The sequence below is a fragment of the Geodermatophilus sp. URMC 60 genome (assembly GCF_053502585.1).
In genome coordinates this window covers 953,402-972,759 of record NZ_CP199958.1, presented here as the reverse complement: position 1 = coordinate 972,759, position 19,358 = coordinate 953,402, and the positions used below count along the sequence as shown (strand labels likewise).

Genomic DNA, 19,358 nt, shown 5'->3' with positions numbered 1-19,358 from the left:
CCTCGCCGGCGCCCGCCGGCTCCGCGAGCGGCGCTGCTGTCCCCGTCCGTGACCTCGCACGCTCGGTCACGGACACCATCACGAGGGGATGGTAGGTCGGAGCCCGCCACCGCCGGTCGCTGGCGGGTCGATCCGCGTGCTGCGCCCGGCGAGTCGCGCCAGGTCCGCGCGGTCGACGCCGGTCGCCGCGCGCACCTCCGCGTCGTCGAGGGCGCCGCAGTCCAGACCGCGCAGCACGACCGTGGCCAGCGCCCGCGCGGTCGCCGGCTCGTCGAGGACGCCGCCGTCCACCCGCTCCAGGTAGGCCCCGAGCCGGGCCGCCGCAGCGGGCAGTGCGGCCCGGAAGAAGGCGTAGGTGGTGGTGTAGCGGGTGACCAGCTGGGCGGGGTGCAGGTCCCAGCCCTGGTAGAGGCCGCGCTCCAGGGCCCGGTGCACCAGCCCGGCGTGCAGCCGCCAGCCCGCGTGCACCCGGTCGCGGTCGCCGACCGGCAGCACGTTGGTCGAGCCGTCGACCGCCACGGCCCCGGTGCCGGCGACGGCGACCTGCACGAGCTGCTTGGCCAGGTCGAGCGCTGGGTGGTCGGAGGACTGGTGGGCCGCGGCGATGCCGAGCGCGGCGCTGTAGTCGTAGGTGCCGGAGTGCAGGCCGGTCAGCCGGGGCCCGGCCGCGTGCACCAGCCGGGCGGGCGCCACCGCCCCGTCGGGGCCGACCACCGACTGCGGCGTCTCGACCTGCAGCTCGAGGCCGAGGGCGACGCCGTGCGCGGCCTCCAACGGGTCGAGCACCGGCAGGAAGGCGCGCACCTGCTCGACGTCGGTCACCTTGGGCAGCGTGACCGTGGCGCGGGGGACACCGGTGAGACCCCCGAGGAAGAGGTCGAGGGTGCGGACGCCGCGGCGGCGGGTCGGGCCCTCCAGGCTCTTGGCCCGGATGCCGACCGACGGCGGCGTGATGCCGGCGGTGCGGTCGGCGGCGACGGCCGCGGCGGCCCGCAGGACGTCGTCGTCCTCCCGCTCGGGCCGGCCGCGGTAGCCGTCCTCGGCGTCCACCCGCAGGTCCTCGACCGGCTCGGCGGCGAGCTTGGCGCGCACCCGGGGCAGCACCTGCTCGAGCAGCGCGGGATCGTGCCCGAGGTCGGGCAGGCCGTGCTCGTCGAGGGCGGCCGGCGCGGTCGCGCCCCAGGTGGCGGCCAGGCCGGGGACGACGGCGTCGGCCGGCACGTAGCAGGTGTGCACCGGCTGCCGCGTCGCCCGGGAACGCGGCGGCGCGGGCGGCGTCGACCGGCGCGAGCCGCCGGTCCAGTTCGGCGTAGAGGTCCTCCGGCAGCGGCATCCGTCGACCCTGCCACGTCGCCCGCCGGCTGCCATCCTCGTCGCATGGCCGCTCTCGACGACTTCAACGCCGAGCCCGCCGACCGTGCCGTCCAGGCCCTCCGGGCCTGCAACGCCGCGCCGCGCTTCGCGGCAGGTGTGGTCGCCGGCCGGCCCTATCCGGACGTCGACGCGCTGGTCGCCCGCGCCGAGGAGGTCGCCCGCGGGCTGCCGTGGGAGGAGGTCGAGCTGGCCATCGCCGTCCACCCGCGGATCGGCGAACGGCCCGAGGGCTCCTCGCCCGAGGCGGAGGCCTCCCGTCGCGAGCAGAGCGCGGTGGGCTCGGCGGACGACGCGACGCGGGCCGCGCTGGCCGAGGGCAACCGGGCGTACGAGGAGCGCTTCGACCGGGTGTTCCTGGTCCGCGCCGCGGGCCGCTCGCCGGAGGAAATCCTCGCCGAGCTGCGCCGGCGGCTGGACAACGACGAGGAGACCGAACGCGCCGAGGTGACCGGCCAGCTGGCCGAGATCACCGCGCTGCGGGTGCGCGAGCTCGTCTCGTGAGCTCACGCGGGGACACGGCAGCGTCGCGGGTGCGGCAGGCGAGCGCCGGCGAGGAGGACGCGTGAGCGTGTCCACGCACGTGCTGGACTCCGTGCTGGGGCGGCCGGCGGCGGGGATGGCCGTCCGGCTGTTCGCGGGCGAGGACCTGGTCGCCGAGGGGGTCACCGACGCCGACGGCCGGTGCCGGCTGGCCGAGGGGGCGACCGCGCCGGGGAGCCACCGGCTGGTCTTCGCCACCGGCCCGTGGTTCGCCGGGCAGGCGCGGGACACCTTCTACCCCGAGGTGGTGCTCGCCTTCGACGTCCGCGAGCCGGCCGAGCACCACCACGTGCCGCTGCTCCTGGCCCCCTTCGCCTACTCGACCTACCGCGGGAGCTGACCCTCGGAGGGCTCGCCGCCGTCCTGACCTGCGCGCGTCGCCCTCGTGCGACGTTCCACGTGCAACAGTGCCGCTCCTGCGGACGCCCGGCCCCCGGGAGCCGTCAGCGACCCCAGCTGTCGTCCTGCGGCACCCGCTCGACGCCGACCCCGGCGAACAGCAGGTCGGCGTGCACGCGCAGGTCGGCGCCCCGCTCGTCGTCGGTGTGCAGGACGTCGGTGCCCTCGGCGACGCCCACGCCGCCCACACCGCGGCAGCTCTCCCACACGTGCCAGCCGGCCGGCACCCGCACCGACACCCCGCCCATCAGCGCCCGCACGGTGAGGTCCACCCCGCCGGGCACCTTGGGCACCGCGGTCAGGTCCAGCCGGACACCGCCCATCAGCACGTCCAGCCGCACCCGCGACAGCTCGGGGTTGACGGGCCGCAGCTCGACGCCGCCGAGCGCGACGACCCGCCGGATGCCGGCCGTGCTCTCGTCACCCTCGTCCTTGCTCCGGGCCACCAGCCGGCCGGTCACGGCGAGCACGGCCTGCAGCGCCCACCAGCCCAGCAGCCAGGGCAGCACCCGGCGGACGGCGGGCGGCAGGGTGCTCGGAGTCCTCATGCGGTCAGCCTGCCTGCCGTCCCGCCCGCTGCCCAGGCCCGGCGCCCCGGCCGGTCGGGGCTGGCAGCATCGACCGGCGTGGGCGACGAGCGTGAGGTCCTGACCTACGAGGCGTTCGGCACGGCGGCGCGCGAGCTCGCCGAGCAGGTCGCCGCTGACGGCTTCGAACCCGACCTGATCCTCTCCATCGCCCGGGGCGGCCTCTTCCTCGGCGGCGCGCTGGGCTACGCCCTCGACGTGAAGAACCTGTTCGTGATGAACGTGGAGTTCTACACCGGCGTCGACCAGCGGCTCGACCTCCCGGTGGTGCTGCCCCCGACCCTCGACGTCGTCGACCTGACCGGCGCCCGGGTGCTGGTCGCCGACGACGTCGCCGACACCGGCAAGACCCTGGAGCTGGTGCGCGACTTCTGCGCCGGGCACGTGACCGAGGTGCGGACGGCGGTCGTCTACGAGAAGCCGCACTCGGTCGTGCGCTGCGACTACGTGTGGCGCCGGACCGACCGGTGGATCGACTTCCCCTGGTCGTCGCAGCCCCCGGTGCCCCGCCGCGCGACGTCCCCGGCCACCTGAGGCGCCCGGCCCCTGCAGGGCCCGCCGCGAGCCCGGTGAGGTGCTGGAACGGCCCTCCCGCAGGGGCCCGGCCCGAGCGACAGCCGGGGACGGGGGGAGGAGGGTCCTCTCAGCACCGGAAGCGCTGGACCGACGCGCTGAGCGCCGAGGCCATCCGCGCCACCTCGTCCATCGCCGTCCGGGCGTCGGTCATGGCGCGGGTCGTGGCGGTGGCGGCGCCGGCCACCGAGGTGATGTTGTCGGCGATCTGCCCGGCCGACCGGGCGGCCTCGGCGACGTTGCGGTTCATCTCCGTGGTGGTCGCGGTCTGCTCCTCGACGGCGGCGGCGATGGTGCCCTGCGAGTCGTCGATGAGGGCGATGATCTGCGCGATCTCCCCGATCGCCCGCACCGCGCCCTCGGTGTCGCCCTGGATGGCCTCGACCCGGGCGGTGATGTCCTGCGTGGCCTTGGCGGTCTCCTGCGCCAGCTCCTTGACCTCGTTGGCGACGACGGCGAAGCCCTTGCCCGCCTCGCCGGCCCGCGCGGCCTCGATGGTGGCGTTGAGCGCCAGCAGGTTGGTCTGCTCGGCGATCGCGGTGATCGTCTTGACGACGCCGGCGATCTCCAGCGAGGACTCCCCCAGCTTGGCGACGGTCGCGTTGGTCGCGTCGGCGACCTGCACGGCCTGGCCGGCCACCCTCGCCACCTCGCTGGCGTTCTGCGCGATCTCGCGGATGGAGACGCCCATCTCCTCCGAGCCGGCGGCCACGGTCTGCACGTTGACCGACACCTGACCGGCGGCGTCGGCGACCACCCCGCTCTGCACCGAGGACTCGTCGGCCAGCCGGGTCATGTCCTGGGCGGTCGCCGAGAGCTCCTCCGTGGCCGAGGCGAGGGTCCCGGTGGTCTCGCCGATCGAGGTGAGGACGGCCCGCACGTTGCCCATCGAGGCCTCCAGCGCGGCGGCCATCCGACCCACCTCGTCCCTGCTGGTCACGCCGGTGGAGCCGCGCAGGTCGCCGTCGGCCATCGCGGTCAGCACCGCGCCGACCCGCTGCAGGGGCCGCACGACCGAGCGGGTGACCACCCGGCCGAGCAGGGCCAGGACGAGCACGCCCGCGACGGCGACGACCACCGCGAGCGTCGTGGCGCTCGACCGCTGGTCCGCGGCCTCCTCCGCGGCGGTCGCCGCGTGGCCGGCCACGACCTCGCCGACGCTGGGCAGCGCGTCCTCCAGGGCGGAGAAGGCGGCCGAGAACTCGGGGTAGGCGGCGCGCGCCTGGGCCGGGTCCTGGCCGGCCAGGGTGACGACGCGCTGCGCCGTGGCGAGGTAGTCCTCGACGACGGGGCCGACCTCCAGCACGGCGGCGTGCACGTCGCCACCGAGGTCCTCGGCGTCCACCGCCGCCAGGCTGTCTCGGAAGGTCCGGCCGTGCTCGGCCAGGTCGGCCACCGCGGCGGAGTACTCCGGGCCGGCGCCGGCGAGCATCGCCTGCAGCACGTCACCGCGGACGGCGTCGTGCATCATGTCCGCCTCCAGCGCCTCGCCGGTGGCGTGCGTGGTGGCGAGCAGCTCGTCGGTGCGTTCCCCGGTGCCGCGCAGCGCCTGCACCGTGAGGACCGCGAAGACGGCGAGGACGACGGCGCCGGCGGCGACCAGGGCCGCGAGCTTCACGCCGAGGGGACGGTCGGACCAGAGGTTGCGCGCCATGCCGGCACTCCTGCAGGAGAGGATCGGCGCGGATGTGCGCGCCGTTGCACCCCTGTTCGGCCCGTGCCCGGAACGGCTACAGCCGAGCTGCTCCAGCCTTCATGGACTTTCTCGTTCCACAATGTGGCCCGGTTCACAGCGCCAGTCGGTAGAAGCGGAAGAAGTCGTGCTCCACGGGCAGGACGTCGGCCCCGGTGAACCCGGCCTCGCGGGCGTACCGCTCCAGCGTGGCCGGGCGCATCACCGTGCCGGTGCCCGCCGACGGCCGGGTGGACAGACCGTCGGGCAGGCAGCAGGTGAGGCTGTAGCCGTACATCAGCCGCTCGACCGCGTCGCCGGGCGCGGTGAACCGCTCGGCGACCTTCTCGTCGACGACCAGGACGGTGCCCCCGGCGCGGACCATCCGGCGCATGGCGGCGAGCACCGCGACCGGGTCGGCGAGGTCGTGCACGCACTCGAAGGCGGCGACCACGTCGTAGCCGCCGTCCTCCCCCGCGGCCGCGGCGTCCACGGTGGTGAACCGCACCCGGTCGGCGACGCCGGCCTCCTCGGCGTTGCGCCGGGCCTGCTCGACCGAGGGCTCGTCGACGTCGAAGCCGTCGACGCGGGCCTGCGGATAGGCGCGGGCGATGCCGATCGCCGACCAACCCATGCCGCAGCCGACGTCGGCGACCCGGCCGCCGGCCCGCAGCGCCGCGTCGATCTCGGGCACGGAGGCGAGGTCCTGCGAGGCCATGGGGCCGAGGAAGTAGGCGCGGTTGGCGGCGGCCTGCGCGTCGCGGGCGTCGCCCATCTCGGCCCAGGACAGCCCGCCACCGGTGCGGTAGACCTCGAGCAGCCGGGGGACGTTGCGGGCGAAGACCAGCGCGGCGTGCGCGAACGGAGGCATGAAGGCGAGGTCGTCGCGGTCGACGAGGACGGGGCGGTGCGCCTCCGGGAGGGTGTAGCGCCGTTCGTCGGGGCCGGCGGCGTCGTCGTCCACCGTGAGGAGGCCGGCCACCGCCTGCTGCTCCAGCCACTCGCGGGCGTACCGCGGGGCGGTGCCGGTGCGCTCGGCCAGTTCGGGGGCGGTCGCGGGGGCCTCGGCCAGCGCGCGGTACCAGCCCAGCTCGCTGCCGAGGTGCACCGCGGCGAGTTCGAGGGTCGCGATCACCCCGTCGAGGAGGCGCTCGGCCAAGGCGGTGGTGGCGTCGACGGGCGGGGTCTCGGTCGTCGTCATGCCCCCCGACCGTGGCCCGCTCGGGGCCGGTCAGCCAGGGCCGTCCGGCCCGGGTGAGCTAGTGGAACGGCCCCCTGCAGGGTCCCGCCGCGAGCCTGCGAGTGGCGGGGGGCAGGGGGTCCTTCACGGAGACGGTGACGGTGAACCGCCGGTCGGACGCCGCGACCTGGGTGGGGCCGACCAGGCGGCGCAGCGCGGCCCGGTGCGGCAACCGGTTGTTGTAGACGCACCACAGCTCGCCGCCGGGCCGCAGCACCCGCCCCGCCGCGGCGAACAGCCGGTCGGCCGCGCCGGTCACCACGGCCCCGCCCAGGTGGAAGGGCGGGTTGCAGACGACCAGGTCCACGCTCGCGTCCGGGACGGTCGACGCCGCGTCGTCCCGCACCACCCGCACCCGGTCGGCCACCCCGTTGGCCGCCGCGGTCGCCCCTGCCGAGGCCACCGCCGCCGCGGACTGGTCACCGGCCAGCACGGTCGGTCCCGGCCGGGCGAGGGCGAGCGCGGTGGCCAGCACGCCGGTGCCGCAGCCGAGGTCCAGCGCCGTCCGGGCGTCGGGCGCCATCCGGGGCAGCGCGGCGAGCAGGGCGCGCGTGCCGGCGTCGACCTTCGTGCCGGCGAACGCGGCACCGTGCGCGCAGACGGTCAGACCGAGGTCGGGGTGCTCCTGCCGGCGCGGGAAGGACGGCGTCACCCCCGGCCGGGGCCCGCGGGCGACCAGCACTCGCGACTTCTGCCGGGCCAGCGTCGCGCGCACCTCGGTGAACCCGATGCCCAGGACGTCGTTCATCGCGTGGGTCATGTGCTTGACCCGCCCACCGACCAGGAGCGTGACGTCGGGCGCGGCCGACGCGGCCACCACCTCGGTGAGCTCGCGCAGCGCGTCGAGCGACCTCGGCGCCTTGGCCAGCACGAGCCGCACGCCGTCCGCCAGCCCGGGGCCCAGGGGCAGTGAGCGGTACGTGCCGGTCAGCCCGGTGCGCTCGGCGTTGCGCGCCAGGGCCAGCTCGCCGACCAGCAGGTCCTGGTGCACCCGCACGTCGCGGGCACCGGCCGCGACCGCGCCCAGGGTCAGCGCGCCGTAGGAGTCGTCGACGACGGCGACCTCACCCGGGGCGGCCGCGAGCAGGTCGGTCGCCTCGTCGAGCAGCAGCCGGTCGGTCGCGTCGACGGCGACCAGGTCCGGCGCCTCGACGTCCGGCTCCCGCCGCAGTCGCTCGAGGAGCCCGGGGTCGGCCACAGCACCCCCTCCCCCGTCGGGATCGCGCCATCTCGCACGTGTACGGCCCGGGAACCGCACGAGATCGGCGATCTCGCCCGGACGAGGCGGCTGCCTAGACGCCGGAGAGGCCCACCGGGCAGGAGACGCCGGTCGAGTGGATCGGGCAGTAGCCGTTCGGCACCTTGTACAGGTACTGCTGGTGGTAGTCCTCGGCGTAGTAGAAGTCTCCGAGCGGCGCGATCTCGGTGGTGATCTCACCGTAGCCGGCCGCGGTCAGCCGCTGCTGGAACGCCTCACGGCTGGCGCGGGCGGCCGCCTCCTGCTCCGGGCCCTGGACGTAGATCGCCGAGCGGTACTGGGTGCCGACGTCGTTGCCCTGGCGCATGCCCTGCGTCGGGTCGTGGTCCTCCCAGAAGACCTTGAGCAGCTGCTCGTAGGAGGTGACGGCCGGGTCGAAGACGACCAGCACGACCTCGGTGTGGCCGGTCTGCGCCGAGCAGACCTCCTCGTAGGTCGGGTTGGGCGTGTAGCCTCCGGCGTAACCGGCCGCGGTCGAGTAGACGCCCGGCTGCTCCCAGAAGACCTTCTCCACGCCCCAGAAGCACCCCGCGCCGAAGACGGCGGTCCGCATGCCGTCGGGGAAAGGCGGCTGGATGCGGTTGCCGTTGACCGCGTGCAGCTCCGGGACGTGCGGCAGCGGCGTCGGGCGGCCCGGCAGCGCGTCCTCGGCTGCCACCGGCTGCGTCTTGAACCGGGAGAAGAACATGCTCCGAGCGTAGGCCCGACCGGCAAGGGGAGCGGCCCGGTCGCGGCGGAGGCAGGATCGGCAGCGTGGCTGCGACGACGCGTGAGTGGCACCTGGCGGCCCGGCCGCACGGCGAGCCGACCCCCGAGGACTTCCGGCTGGTGGAGGTGCCCCTCCCCGAGCCGGCCGAGGGCCAGGTCGTGGTCCGGATGGTCGTGATGTCGGTCGACCCCTATATGCGCGGCCGGATGCGCTCGGGCCCGTCGTACGCGCCGCCGTGGGAGGTCGGCGAGGTGATGAAGGGCGGCGCCGTCGGCCGGGTCGTCGCCTCGCGCGCGCCCGACCTGCCGGAGGGCTCGCTGGTCCTCACCGACGCCGCCTGGCGGGAGACCGCCGTCCTCGACGCCGCCGCGGTGACCCGGCTGCCGGCGGCCGACGACGTCTCGCCGTCCTGGTACCTGGGTGTGCTCGGCATGCCGGGGCTGACCGCGTACGCCGGGCTCTTCCGGGTCGGTGCGTTCCGCGAGGGGGACGACGTCTTCGTCTCCGGGGCCGCCGGTGCGGTGGGCAGCCTGGTCGGCCAGTTCGCGCGGCTGCGCGGCGCCGGCAGCGTCGTCGGCAGCGCCGGGTCGGCGGAGAAGGTCGCCTGGCTGCGGGAACTCGGTTTCACCGCCGCCTTCGACTACCACTCCGGGGTGGCGGACTCGCTGGCAGAGGCCGCCCCGGACGGCGTCGACCTCTTCTTCGACAACGTCGGCGGCGAGCACCTGGAGGCCGCGATCGGTGCGCTGCGGGTGCACGGGCGGGCCGCGCTGTGCGGCTCGATCTCCGGCTACAACGCCGTGGAGCCGCCGCCCGGGCCGCGCAACATGGGCCTGATGGTCGGCAAGCGGCTGACGCTGCGCGGCTTCCTCGTCAGCGACCACGCCGACCTGCGCCCGGAGTTCACCGAGACGGTCACCGGCTGGTTGCGCTCGGGCGAGCTCGCCGTCCGGGAGACGGTGCACGAGGGCATCGACCAGGCCGTGCCGGCCTTCCTGGGCCTGCTGCGCGGCGGCAACGTCGGGAAGATGGTCGTCCGCCTCGCGCCCGACCCCGACTGACGGCATCCCCGCCTTCTAGATGGACCGCATTCGCGGGTGACAGGGTCGCAACATGAGTCGTTCCCAGCGCCCAACTCCCGGCACGGCAACTCCCTCACCACGGCGCCATCATGAAGAGCCGACCAGCGTCTCCTTGGTCATGCAAGGTCACGACAACTTCGTATTCGGCGATAGCCTGCACCGAGCGCCCGACCTGCTCAGGTAGATCGCTATCCAGAGCAGATATCACCGGTTGCAAGCCAAGTTCAGCATACTGCCTAAACACCTCAATAAGATTCTGACGTTTTCTCGGCTCCAACTGCTCAAGCGCACCGTCATGGTAGACGAACTTGGCGAAGGGGACGTCTAGGTGAGACCGGAGCATGGCGAGGTCGAAAGCGATGCACAGTAGCTTCTTGTAGGACGTCCCCCTATCTCCGCTAGTCGCAATCCCGGAGTCGCCGACGAACTCCGCAGTAAAGTCAACGCCGCCATGGCTATTCAACCTTACCGCTAGGATCGCATTTTGCCCTAACACGTCGTAGACTATCTCCGTAAAGAAGCGTCTCAGGCTCCCGAAACGGCTTTTCTCGTCCCCACTGATTTGTTCAATTTCAGCTTCCACCGTCGATTGAAGGTGTCCGAACTCTTCGGAGAGGGTTCTGACCCGACGACGAAGCTCCACGAGTCGTGAGGCAGCCGAGCGCTTAGCCTCAAGCGTGGATAGGTCCGCTTGAAGGATACTGAAGTCATGCGATAGTTGTTTGAACTTGTCCAAGGATTCCGACTCTCGCAAGAAAGCGAGGGACTCGGCGCGTTCTCGGTTCAACTCAACCAGCCGCGCCTCAATTAAGGCGATTTCTGTGCGCGTCTCCCGGACTTGCTCCTGCAAGGCTTCTCGACGCTCTTGCGTGATGGCACGGTTGAAGGCGATTAGCTGATCGTAATCACGTCGGAGTTGACCGTCGAAAACAACCCCAGCCTCTCTAAATAGCGCTTGAGCCTCCTCAGTCCGAAAGATGACCTTCTCATCCTCAAGTGATTCGAGGAGTCTTTGCAGAAGCTGCGTGGCGCGATACCGCTGCTCATTTAGTCCGGCGATGGCAGCCTCAACTTCCTCCACAACTACGGTTGTGACTCTCCAGTCTGTCTCGCCGAAGTTAAACGACTCGAGCGTTTCGGAAATGGCCTCGATGTCTCGTCGCTTGACTGCAATAAGACCGTCAAGGATGGAGGGGTCAACTTCATCGGCGCCCCATTCCTGGACTAGCGAATTCAGGCGTGATGTAGCCGCAGCCACCTCCTCCCTCTTTTCATATAGGGCAGTAACATTGCCGGCGTCAAGGCCCAGCAGATGGGCCACAAACGGCTTCCAGTCCTGGTGCTTCCCAGAAAACTTTCCGAGCTGGAAGACGTCCATGTAGTCCGCTTGCGAGCGAATCAAGTAGCCAACCAGTTTACGGAAGCCCCAAGGCTTCAGCGCCTCCAGCCCTAGCAGGCCGTCTACGAGAAGCCTCGCTCGGTCGAACGGCAAGTTGGTGTGATCCCAGTCGTCAATCTGTAAGACACTGGCATCAGGAATTGAGTCGTCGCTGCGCTTGAGGTCGATCCGCGACCCGGGAGTAACTGGGCGAGCAATAGTAAGGAAGCTGCCGTCCAGTAGCTGCAACTCGAGATAAAAGGTGAAGGCGGAGAATTTGGTGGGGTGCTTGAATAGAAAGAAAGAAGAGGACTTACCCTTCAGTAGACAGAAGTCGATAAGTTCTCCAACAGTACTCTTGCCGAGATTGTGCGTGTCCAGGTTCCGATTTTCCGGCAACCTGATTTCAGCCAAAACGACGGAGAACCCATCGTTAAAAGTTAATGCCTTGAAGGCGTCAGGACGATTCGAGTACAGCCTCGAGAGCTTCATCACTGACCCGTGTATTCGAAAGCGTCCACCTTGGCCCTGTACTCAAGCAGGCCGAGCACATAGAGGAGGCTGACTGCCGGCGTAAATAGAAATTCTGCACTCTCGGATCGCCGCTGAAGAGTCGACTTGAGGTCGTCATAAGGCACAGCGCGCTTGCGCTTCAAGTCGCGCAGCATCGCCGTGGCGGCGGCAAGCACCGTCTCGTCGGGGTGCGAATGCTTACTCGGCCTCAGCATCTACACTCTCGCCAATGTCGCAATGCCAATACATGTAGAATACCATCGCGCGCAAGAGTCGTCGATTACGGGCCAAGACAGCATCCCGCTTGGCCAAAAAATCCACCAAGTAGTTGAACACGTCATCGAAAGACTGGTAGTCGCGGCGCTTGGCGATGATCTTAATCTGAAACTCGTCCACCGCGCCCTCATACATCCTGAGGGCGCCTGTGTTCGCCGGGTCCGCAAGAAATCGACCGATTCGGCGAGTTTCCGCAAGGTATCGCTTGCTCAAGGTCAAGGCGAACTCATTGGACATGTTATTCAAACTATTCTTTTCATTGTAAGAGACGCGGTCAACGACGGGAGCATCGCTGCTCGGGAGGTCCACGTCAAGCCCCCTCGCGATGGCGAGGATTACCTCAGCCAGCTCGTAGCTTGATACGTTGAGTGGCGCGTCAACCGGGTCGAGGCGAGCAAGAATTGGCAGATCTCTGTACTGATGAAGCATGTCGTCGAGATACTCGGTCCCCGCAAGCCAGACTCTAGCGCGTGGGAGTCCGACCTCGTCCGCGATCCTATTGGTAATCTCTGGGCCAACGACGCCCCCAAGGCGTCGATTGCTGAACAGCATGTAATTCTCGACTTCATCAGCTTCCGCCAGCTTCTTTATCCGAAGAATCTCTTTGGTCAAGGTTGACGTTTCGGCATCGGAACTGAAGTCAGCATCGCTGAAGTGCGCATTGGTGGCGATCGTGTGTTTGGCCTGAATTACTGTTATGCCGCGCCATGGCGATTGCGAGCTGGGGAATCTCTCGGCGACGCCGTGAAATCGGGCGTCGCGTCCGCCGTCTGGTCCAGTCGAGAAGGACTGAACGCCTACACCAAAGAGTTTGCGCGAACACTGCACGACAAGCCGTTCAAATTGACTATCGTCCAGGTCCTCGAACGGGTACCCCACGGACAAACCCTACGTGACGAGTTGTAAACCTTGCGCAGTGACGCGCGCTTGGCTCCAGCGGCTAGGCACTCCTCGTAGGTGGGCCCCTGTGAATATGGAGTTCAAGCCTGGCTGCGTCCTCTGGGTGGCAAGGGAGATCGACCCGGCACGGCTGTCGCCCGTGCCGTCGTTCCTGGACCTGCTGCGCGGCGGCAACGTCGGAAGATGGTCGTCCGCCTCGCGCCCGACCCCGACTGAGGTTCCCGGGGGGTCCTCCGGGGCAGGATGCCGATCATGTGGTTCTTCCTCGTCAGCCGGTTGCGCACCTGGCTGCTGCTCACCGTCGTCGTCCCCCTCGCCACCGGCCTCCTGCGCCGCGCCGCGCGGGCCCTCGAACGGCGCACCGGGTCCACCCAGGTGACCCGCGCGCTGTACAAGGCCGGCGACCTCGGCGACCGCGCCCGCGCGACGCTCCGCGGCGGGCGCCGGCGCCGGTGACCACGGGCGGCGCGCGCCCGGGCCTGGACCACGAGCCGGCTGCGGGACCGACCCGGGCGCTCGCCGTCTTCTGCCACGGCGGCACCGTGGCCAGCGTCCAGCCGCCCAAGGAGCGGGCGCTGTCCCTGCTGCGGATGCGCGCCATCGAGCAGTTCGTGCGCGCCTCCGCCGCCGACCGCGGCCTGGGCACCTACCTGCTGCGCTACCGGGTGGCCGGCTGGAACGGGGTGGCCGCCGACGCGTACGCCGACGTCCGGTGGACGCTCGGCGAGCTGCGGGAGCGGCACGGCGACGTCCCGGTGGTGCTGGTCGGCCACTCGATGGGCGGCCGGGCGGTGCTGCGGGCGGGGGACGACGCCTCGGTCCGCGCGGTCTGCGCGCTGGCGCCGTGGACACCGCCCGGCGAGCCCGTCGAGCACCTGCGCGGGCAGACGGTCGCGATCCTGCACGGCCGCGGCGACCGCTGGGTGCCGGCCGCGCTGTCGGCCGACTTCGCCGTCCGCGCCGAGCGGGCCGGCGTGCACATCGCCCGGTTCACCATCGCCGGCGGGCACAGCATGGTGCGCAGAGCGCCGGTGTGGCACGCCTTCGTGCGGGACGTCGTCCTCGCCGGGACCGGGCTGGCGCCCTGGCGGCCGGCCCTGCGGACGGCGCTGGAGAGCCGGGAGCTCGCCGTTCCGCTCTGAGCCTTCCCCGGGCCCACCGGCCCCGTTACGCTCCGCTCCCGTGACTGCCGGGTCGGCCTCGCGCCGCGCACGAGACGGGTCCCCGGCAGCCGGGTGAGCCCGCGGCGGGCCAGGAGCCCGCCGGCGTCGTCCAGTCCCCCTCCCCGCGGCGTCCGCCGCACCCCCTCCCCGGACAGGACACGCATGCCCAACCCGTTCGACCAGCACGTCATCGACCAGTTCCGCGCCACCGGCGGTCGCGTCGGAGGCCCCTTCGAGGGCGCCACCCTGCTGCTGCTCACCACGCGCGGCGTCCGCACCGGCCGCCCGCACACCACGCCCGTCGGGCGGCTGACCGACCCGCTCGGCCGCACCCTCGTCGTCGCCTCCGCCGGCGGCGCCCCACGCCACCCGCAGTGGTTCCGCAACCTGCTGGCCCACCCCGAGGTCACCGTCGAGGACGGCGCGCGAACCTGGACCGCCTGCGCCGTCGTCCTCGAGGGGGACGAACGCGACGCCGCCTTCGCGCGCGCCGTCGCCGAGGACCCCGGCTGGGGTGCCTACCAGGAGCAGACGACCCGGGTGCTGCCCGTCGTCGTCCTGGAGCCACGGTGACCGGCCGCCGCGTCGCCGCGCTCGGCGACGAGCTCCTCCGCATCCACGACTCCCTGCGCGCCGAGCTGCGCCGGCTGCAGGACGGCGTCCGCGAGCCGGGCCGCCCGCTCGCCGTCCACTGCCTGGCGTTCTGCGCGGCCCTGACCCGGCACCACACCGGCGAGGACGCCGGCGCGTTCCCCGCCCTGGCCACCCGGTTCCCCGAGCTGCGGCCGCTGCTGGAGAAGATGGCCGAGGACCACGAGCTGATCAGCGGCATCGTGGCCCGGATCGAGGAGGTCGCGGCGTCCGGCGCCCCCGCGCCGGCCGGGGAGCTCGACGGCCTCGCCGCGATCATGGAGTCGCACTTCTCGTTCGAGGAGCGCCGGATCCGCGACGCCCTCGACGAGCTCGACGGCTCGGCCGGCGAGCTGCTCGGCGCTCAGGAGAACAGGGCGCTGTAACCGTTCAGCGCCGGCTGCCCGCCGAGGTGCGCGTAGAGCACGGTGGACGACGGGTCGATCTCGCCGCGGCCGACGAGGTCGATGGTCGCGGCCATCGACTTCCCCTCGTACACCGGGTCGGTGACCATGCCCTCGGTGCGGGCCGCGGTCCGCATCGCGCGGATCGTCGTCTCGTCGGGGATGCCGTACACGCCGGCGTGGTAGCGCTCGTCGAGCTCGACGTCGTCGACGGTGAGCTCCCGGCGCAGGCCGATCAGCTCCCCGGTGCGCTGGGCGATCCGCAGCACCTGGTCGCGGGTCTCGGCGGGCTTGGCGCTCGCGTCGACGCCGAGGACCCGGCGCGGGCGGGCCCCGTCCTCCTCGAGCTCCGCGAAGCCGGCGACCATGCCGGCCTGGGTCGAGCCGGTGACCGAGCAGACGACGACGGTGTCGAAGAAGACGCCCAGCTCGGCCTCCTGGGCGGCGACCTCCTCCGCCCAGCGGGCGAAGCCCAGCCCGCCCAGCGGGTGGTCGCTCGCCCCGGCCGGGATCGCGTACGGCTTGCCGCCGCGCGCCTCGATCTCGGCGAGCGCGGCCTCCCAGCTCTCCTTGAACCCGATGCCGAAGCCGGCCTTCACCAGCCGCACGTCGGCGCCGGCGAGCCGGCTGATCAGGATGTTGCCGACCTTGTCGTAGACCGCGTCGGGCCAGTCGACCCAGCTCTCCTGCACGAGCACGCACCGCAGGCCCACCCGGGCGGCGACCGCGGCCACCTGGCGGGTGTGGTTGCTCTGCACGCCGCCGATCGACACCAGGGTGTCGCAGCCCTGCGCGAGCGCGTCGGCGACGAGGTACTCAAGCTTGCGGGTCTTGTTGCCGCCGAAGGCGATGCCGGAGTTCACGTCCTCGCGCTTGGCCCAGACGGCGGCGCCGCCGAGGTGCTCGGTGAGCCGGTCCAGCCGGTGCACCGGCGAGGGGCTGAAGAGCAGCGGGTACCGGGGGAAGTCAGCCAGTGCCATCGGGGGTCTCCTCCAGCTCGGACAGCAGCGCCGTCCAGATCTCGGTGGTGGTGGCGACGGCGGCGTCGACGTCGTGGGCCGCACAGGCGGTGATCAGGCGGTCGTGCAGGTCGACCGACACCGCCCCGTGCGCCGCGGCGAAGCGCCGGCGCTCGAGCCGGCGGACGGCGGGGGTGAGCCGCTCGACGGTCGCGGTGAGTGCGGTGTTGCCGCAGCGGGCCAGGAGCACGCCGTGCAGGTCGTCGTCGGCGGCCAGCGCGGCGTCGACGTCCCCGGCGCGCACGGCGGAGGCGAACCGCTCGTTGGCGGCCCGGAGCGCGGAGACGTCGTCCGGCGTGGTGCGTGCAGCCGCCTCGCGCACGGCGAGCTCGTGCATCGCCCGGACGACGACGGCGGCGTCGCGGACGTCGCGCACCCGCAGCGGCGTCACCCGGGTGTGGCTCTGCGGCTTGGCCTCGACGAGGCCCTCGTCGGCCAGCCGGGACAGCGCCGCCCGCACCGGCGCGACCGACAGCCCGAGCCGGGTGGCCAGCTCGGCGTCCTTGACCACCGCGCCGGGCTCGAGGTCGCCGGAGACGATCGCTGCCCGGATGCGATCGAGCGCGACGTCGCGCAGGAGCACGCGCGGGACAGGAGCGAGCGCCACAACTGACATCTCAGATGTCAGCGGGTGCCGCGTCAAGGGGCTGGCCGACTCGCTGCGGTCGTCGGCGGCCGAGGACGTCGTGGCCCGGGACCGGTGGCGACGGCGGACGGCGTCCACCGCGCGGCGGTCGACCCGCTCACCGCACCGACGACGGTCAGCTGCGGCCGTCGAGCGCGGGCGCCGGGTCGTCGGCGAGCCGGCTCCAGATCAGCTCGTCGTGCCGGACGCCGTCGCCGTAGCGGTACGAGCGGCGCAGCCGTCCCTCGAGGGTGAAACCGGCCTTCTCCGCCACCCGGCCGGAGGCGGGGTTCTCCACGGCGTGGCACAGCTCGACCCGGTCGAGGGGCACGGCCGCGAAGGCCCACCGGCAGGCGGCGTCCACCGCCCGCGCGGCGACGGTGCGCCCGCGGGCGGCGGGGACGGTCCAGTAGCCGACCTGCGCGTTGCCCTGCGCGACGGCGATGGAGTGCAGCGACACCGAGCCGAGCAGCGCGCCGGTCGCGGCATCGGTGACCGCCCAGGAGGCGTGGTCCCCGGTGCTCCAGTCACCGCGCCGGCGCAGGAAGGCCAGCGCATCCGGGCGGGTCGTCGCCGGCAGGCCGTTCCACAGCTGCATGGCCGGGTCCTGCATCGCCGCGACGACGTCGTCGGCGTCGTCCTCCCGCCACGGCCGCAGGCGCAGCGCGCCGACGTCGAGTTCGACCGGTTCCACATCGAGCCATGGTCCCGCACGGAACCGGCCCGCTCCCCGGCGCCCCGAGCCTGCGAGGGGTGGGGAGGACGGGTCCTCTCACGGGGCGTGGGGGGAAGGGTGGTCCTCGTCAGGCGGGGACGGAGACCCCCACGCCGCCGCGGGTCTCGGCGCCGTAGCGGGCGATCTCGCGGTCGAGGTCCAGCGGGGCGGTCATCGGGGCACCCTCGGTGAGCTCCGGGGTGATCGACGCAGCAGGGACCAGCCAGGAGACCTCGAACTCCAGCCCGTCGGGGTCCTGGGCGTAGAGGGCCTTGGTGGTGACGTGGTCCGAGGCCCCGACGAGCGCGCCGGCCCGCAGCAGCGCGTCGCGGACGCGGGCCAGCTCGACGAGCGTGTCGACCTCCCAGGCCAGGTGGTACAGGCCGACGGTGCGGCGACCGGCCTCGGAGGCGCCGGCCGCGGCGCCGACCTGGAACAGGCCGAGGTCGTGGTCGTTGGTCGACCCCTCGGCCTGCAGGAACACCGCGGCGCCGGGGATCTCGGTCTTCACCCGGAAGCCGAGGACGTCGCGGTAGAAGGCGAGGCTGCGCTCCACGTCGCGGACGTAGAGGACGGCGTGGTTGAGGCGCTGGACGGGCACGGCGGGCTCCTTCGGGGACGAGGACGACGCCGTCCAGTGTGCGCGTGATTGCTTGAGACTTCAAGTATCTGGCGCGCCTGATCGGGTAGAGCCCGCCCATGGACCGCTTCCGCGCACCCGCCCTCGAGGCGCAGCAGGAACGCGGCGGAGCGCGGAACCGGGCCGGGGTCGTCGCGGGGTGACGGTGCTCGTCCGGCTCGACCCGGACCTGCGGTGGCTGCTGACCCCGCGGTTCCGGGTGTCCGGCGAGCGTCCGCTCGGCCACGATCCGGACGCCACGGTCGCGCACCTGGTGCAGGCCGCCGGCGTGCCCCTGACCGAAGTGGGCGGGGTGCGGGTGGACGGCGAGCCCGTACCGCTGTCGGCACGCACCGGTCCCGGCGCCGTGCTGGAGGTCGACCCGGTCCCCCGGCCGCAGCCGGTGCCGCTCGGTGGCTTCCTGCTCGACGTCGGGCTGGGCGCGCTGGCCCGCCGGCTGCGGCTGCTCGGGCTGGACGCCGCCTGGTCCAACGACGCCGACGACGCCGACCTCGCCGCGCGGGCCGTCGCCGAGGAGCGGGTGCTGCTCACCCAGGACCGCGGCCTGCTGATGCGGCGGGGCGTACAGGGGGCGCTCGTGCGGGGCAGCCGACCCGACGACCAGCTGGCCGACGTCCTCGACCGGTTCGCCCCGTCCCTGGCCCCGCTGACCCGGTGCACCGCCTGCGGCGCCGGACTCGAACCGGTGCCGAAGGCCGACGTCGCCCACCTGCTCCCGCCGGGCACCCGCCGGACCTTCGACGACTTCGCCCGGTGTCCGGCGTGCGGCCGGGTCTACTGGCACGGCGCGCACGCCCGCCGGATCGAGGAGCTCGTGGGGCGCGCCGCCCGGCAGGTCGGCGGCTGAGCCGATCCTGGCCCTCCTGGGCCACGGACGGCCCCGCCGTGTCACCTCCCGCGGGCAGGACGACGGTGTCCGGCCAGCCCGGCGGAGGGAACCCGATGCCCGAGTACCAGCTCCCCGACCTGCCCTACGACTACGGGGCACTGCAGCCGCACATCTCCGGCGAGATCATGGAGCTGCACCACTCCAAGCACCACCAGACCTACGTCACCGGCGCCAACACGGCGCTGGAGAAGCTCGCCGAGGCGCGCGCGAACGACGGGCTGGGCACGGCCAACCTGCACGAGAAGAACCTGGCGTTCAACCTCGCCGGGCACGTCAACCACTCGGTGTTCTGGCCGAACATGAGCCCCGACGGCGGCGACCGCCCCGACGGTGAGCTCGCCGCTGCCATCGACGACCAGTTCGGCTCCTTCGAGGCGTTCCAGGCGCACTTCACCGCGGTCGCCGGCGGCGTGCAGGGATCGGGCTGGTCGATCCTCGCCTGGGACTCGGTCGGCCAGAAACTGCTCATCTGCCAGCTCTACGACCACCAGGGCAACCTCGCCGTGGGCCTGGTCCCGCTGCTGATGCTCGACATGTGGGAGCACGCGTTCTACCTGCAGTACCGCAACGTGAAGAACGACTACGTCAAGGCCTGGTGGAACGTCGTCAACTGGGTCGACGTCGACCGGCGGTTCACCACGGCGCGCACGGCCACCCAGGGCCTGATCGTCGCCTGATCGCGGTCAGGGGTCGCGGGCCGACCGCCCGCGACCCCGGGCGCCGGGTCACTCAGGCCAGCCTCACCTCGGCCCCCGGGGGCCACAGGCTGGCC

23 protein-coding genes are annotated in these 19,358 nt (G+C 72.3%); 10 read left to right on the top strand and 13 right to left on the bottom strand.

Going from position 1 to position 19,358, the window contains the following annotated elements:
* Positions 1 to 78 precede the first annotated feature (78 nt).
* Positions 79 to 1,221 (bottom strand): DUF6986 family protein, encoded by a 1,143-nt coding sequence (locus ACWIX3_RS04705; RefSeq protein WP_448610918.1) that lies wholly within the window; start codon positions 1,219 to 1,221, stop codon positions 79 to 81.
* 156 nt (positions 1,222 to 1,377) lie between these two features.
* Here ACWIX3_RS04705 and uraD point away from each other — a divergent pair, with 156 nt between their 5' ends.
* Together uraD and uraH are read left to right on the top strand one after the other, a co-directional pair.
* Complete coding sequence (uraD, locus tag ACWIX3_RS04700; RefSeq protein WP_448610917.1) at positions 1,378 to 1,875, top strand: 2-oxo-4-hydroxy-4-carboxy-5-ureidoimidazoline decarboxylase; 498 nt, start codon at positions 1,378 to 1,380, stop codon at positions 1,873 to 1,875.
* A 61-nt stretch (positions 1,876 to 1,936) separates the two neighbouring features.
* Positions 1,937 to 2,254, top strand: coding sequence for a hydroxyisourate hydrolase (gene uraH / locus ACWIX3_RS04695; protein ID WP_448610916.1), 318 nt, complete (start codon positions 1,937 to 1,939; stop codon positions 2,252 to 2,254).
* Between the two features lie 103 nt (positions 2,255 to 2,357).
* Here the strand turns inward: uraH and ACWIX3_RS04690 are convergent, their stop codons facing one another.
* Entirely contained in the window at positions 2,358 to 2,861 is a 504-nt protein-coding gene (locus ACWIX3_RS04690; protein WP_448610915.1) for a hypothetical protein, read from the bottom strand.
* 78 nt (positions 2,862 to 2,939) lie between these two features.
* Here ACWIX3_RS04690 and ACWIX3_RS04685 point away from each other — a divergent pair, with 78 nt between their 5' ends.
* Positions 2,940 to 3,434 (top strand): phosphoribosyltransferase, encoded by a 495-nt coding sequence (locus ACWIX3_RS04685; RefSeq protein WP_448610914.1) that lies wholly within the window; start codon positions 2,940 to 2,942, stop codon positions 3,432 to 3,434.
* A gap of 109 nt (positions 3,435 to 3,543) precedes the next feature.
* On the opposite strand, the gene ACWIX3_RS04680 is transcribed toward ACWIX3_RS04685, so the two are convergent.
* The 4 genes from ACWIX3_RS04680 to msrA all read right to left on the bottom strand — a co-directional run bounded on the left by ACWIX3_RS04680 (position 3,544) and on the right by msrA (position 8,331).
* The gene (locus ACWIX3_RS04680) at positions 3,544 to 5,127 is read right to left on the bottom strand and encodes a methyl-accepting chemotaxis protein (RefSeq protein ID WP_448610913.1); all 1,584 of its coding nucleotides are present in this window, start codon (positions 5,125 to 5,127) and stop codon (positions 3,544 to 3,546) included.
* Positions 5,128 to 5,260: 133 nt separating this feature from the next.
* Positions 5,261 to 6,346, bottom strand: coding sequence for an SAM-dependent methyltransferase (locus ACWIX3_RS04675; RefSeq protein WP_448610912.1), 1,086 nt, complete (start codon positions 6,344 to 6,346; stop codon positions 5,261 to 5,263).
* Positions 6,347 to 6,404: 58 nt separating this feature from the next.
* Positions 6,405 to 7,583 (bottom strand): class I SAM-dependent methyltransferase, encoded by a 1,179-nt coding sequence (locus ACWIX3_RS04670; protein ID WP_448610911.1) that lies wholly within the window; start codon positions 7,581 to 7,583, stop codon positions 6,405 to 6,407.
* A 94-nt stretch (positions 7,584 to 7,677) separates the two neighbouring features.
* Positions 7,678 to 8,331 (bottom strand): peptide-methionine (S)-S-oxide reductase MsrA, encoded by a 654-nt coding sequence (gene msrA, locus ACWIX3_RS04665; RefSeq protein ID WP_448610910.1) that lies wholly within the window; start codon positions 8,329 to 8,331, stop codon positions 7,678 to 7,680.
* A 65-nt stretch (positions 8,332 to 8,396) separates the two neighbouring features.
* On the opposite strand from msrA, the gene ACWIX3_RS04660 reads away from it, so the two are divergent.
* Positions 8,397 to 9,413, top strand: a complete 1,017-nt coding sequence (locus ACWIX3_RS04660; RefSeq protein ID WP_448610909.1) for an NADP-dependent oxidoreductase — start codon at positions 8,397 to 8,399, stop codon at positions 9,411 to 9,413.
* Between the two features lie 94 nt (positions 9,414 to 9,507).
* On the opposite strand, the gene ACWIX3_RS04655 is transcribed toward ACWIX3_RS04660, so the two are convergent.
* The 3 genes from ACWIX3_RS04655 to ACWIX3_RS04645 are packed head-to-tail and all read right to left on the bottom strand — an operon-like array spanning position 9,508 to position 12,480.
* On the bottom strand, positions 9,508 to 11,304 hold the full coding sequence (locus tag ACWIX3_RS04655) for a DUF2326 domain-containing protein (RefSeq protein ID WP_448610908.1): 1,797 nt from the start codon (positions 11,302 to 11,304) through the stop codon (positions 9,508 to 9,510).
* Positions 11,304 to 11,501 (bottom strand): ABC-three component system middle component 8, encoded by a 198-nt coding sequence (locus ACWIX3_RS04650; RefSeq protein ID WP_448610907.1) that lies wholly within the window; start codon positions 11,499 to 11,501, stop codon positions 11,304 to 11,306. Before ACWIX3_RS04650 ends, ACWIX3_RS04655 begins: the two co-directional genes overlap by 1 nt.
* Positions 11,502 to 11,523: 22 nt before the next feature.
* On the bottom strand, positions 11,524 to 12,480 hold the full coding sequence (locus ACWIX3_RS04645) for an ABC-three component system protein (protein ID WP_448610906.1): 957 nt from the start codon (positions 12,478 to 12,480) through the stop codon (positions 11,524 to 11,526).
* Between the two features lie 273 nt (positions 12,481 to 12,753).
* Here ACWIX3_RS04645 and ACWIX3_RS04640 point away from each other — a divergent pair, with 273 nt between their 5' ends.
* The 4 genes from ACWIX3_RS04640 (at position 12,754) to ACWIX3_RS04625 (ending at position 14,680) form a co-directional block, all read left to right on the top strand.
* A complete protein-coding gene (locus ACWIX3_RS04640; protein WP_448610905.1) occupies positions 12,754 to 12,957 on the top strand; it encodes a hypothetical protein in 204 nt (67 codons plus the stop codon).
* Positions 12,954 to 13,643, top strand: coding sequence for an alpha/beta fold hydrolase (locus ACWIX3_RS04635; protein WP_448610904.1), 690 nt, complete (start codon positions 12,954 to 12,956; stop codon positions 13,641 to 13,643). The genes ACWIX3_RS04640 and ACWIX3_RS04635 overlap by 4 nt, the downstream gene beginning before the upstream one ends.
* A gap of 183 nt (positions 13,644 to 13,826) precedes the next feature.
* Positions 13,827 to 14,237, top strand: a complete 411-nt coding sequence (locus ACWIX3_RS04630; protein ID WP_448610903.1) for a nitroreductase family deazaflavin-dependent oxidoreductase — start codon at positions 13,827 to 13,829, stop codon at positions 14,235 to 14,237.
* Positions 14,234 to 14,680: a hemerythrin domain-containing protein gene (locus ACWIX3_RS04625; protein ID WP_448610902.1), complete on the top strand. Its 447-nt coding sequence runs from the start codon at positions 14,234 to 14,236 to the stop codon at positions 14,678 to 14,680. Before ACWIX3_RS04630 ends, ACWIX3_RS04625 begins: the two co-directional genes overlap by 4 nt.
* Here ACWIX3_RS04625 and ACWIX3_RS04620 read toward each other — a convergent pair.
* From ACWIX3_RS04620 to ACWIX3_RS04605, 4 genes are all read right to left on the bottom strand, one after another.
* The gene (locus tag ACWIX3_RS04620) at positions 14,659 to 15,678 is read right to left on the bottom strand and encodes a 1-aminocyclopropane-1-carboxylate deaminase (RefSeq protein WP_448610901.1); all 1,020 of its coding nucleotides are present in this window, start codon (positions 15,676 to 15,678) and stop codon (positions 14,659 to 14,661) included. The two genes, ACWIX3_RS04625 and ACWIX3_RS04620, sit on opposite strands and share 22 nt — an antisense overlap.
* Positions 15,665 to 16,300, bottom strand: a complete 636-nt coding sequence (locus tag ACWIX3_RS04615) for a GntR family transcriptional regulator (RefSeq protein WP_448610900.1) — start codon at positions 16,298 to 16,300, stop codon at positions 15,665 to 15,667. Before ACWIX3_RS04615 ends, ACWIX3_RS04620 begins: the two co-directional genes overlap by 14 nt.
* Before the next feature lie 178 nt (positions 16,301 to 16,478).
* Positions 16,479 to 17,036 carry a GNAT family N-acetyltransferase gene (locus ACWIX3_RS04610; protein WP_448610899.1) on the bottom strand — a complete coding sequence of 186 codons (558 nt, stop codon included), beginning with the start codon at positions 17,034 to 17,036 and terminating at the stop codon, positions 16,479 to 16,481.
* Between the two features lie 109 nt (positions 17,037 to 17,145).
* On the bottom strand, positions 17,146 to 17,658 hold the full coding sequence (locus tag ACWIX3_RS04605; RefSeq protein ID WP_448610898.1) for a VOC family protein: 513 nt from the start codon (positions 17,656 to 17,658) through the stop codon (positions 17,146 to 17,148).
* 178 nt (positions 17,659 to 17,836) lie between these two features.
* On the opposite strand from ACWIX3_RS04605, the gene ACWIX3_RS04600 reads away from it, so the two are divergent.
* Together ACWIX3_RS04600 and ACWIX3_RS04595 are read left to right on the top strand one after the other, a co-directional pair.
* The gene (locus ACWIX3_RS04600; protein ID WP_448610897.1) at positions 17,837 to 18,544 is read left to right on the top strand and encodes a Mut7-C RNAse domain-containing protein; all 708 of its coding nucleotides are present in this window, start codon (positions 17,837 to 17,839) and stop codon (positions 18,542 to 18,544) included.
* A gap of 95 nt (positions 18,545 to 18,639) precedes the next feature.
* Positions 18,640 to 19,263, top strand: coding sequence for a superoxide dismutase (locus ACWIX3_RS04595; protein ID WP_448610896.1), 624 nt, complete (start codon positions 18,640 to 18,642; stop codon positions 19,261 to 19,263).
* Positions 19,264 to 19,358 lie beyond the last annotated feature (95 nt).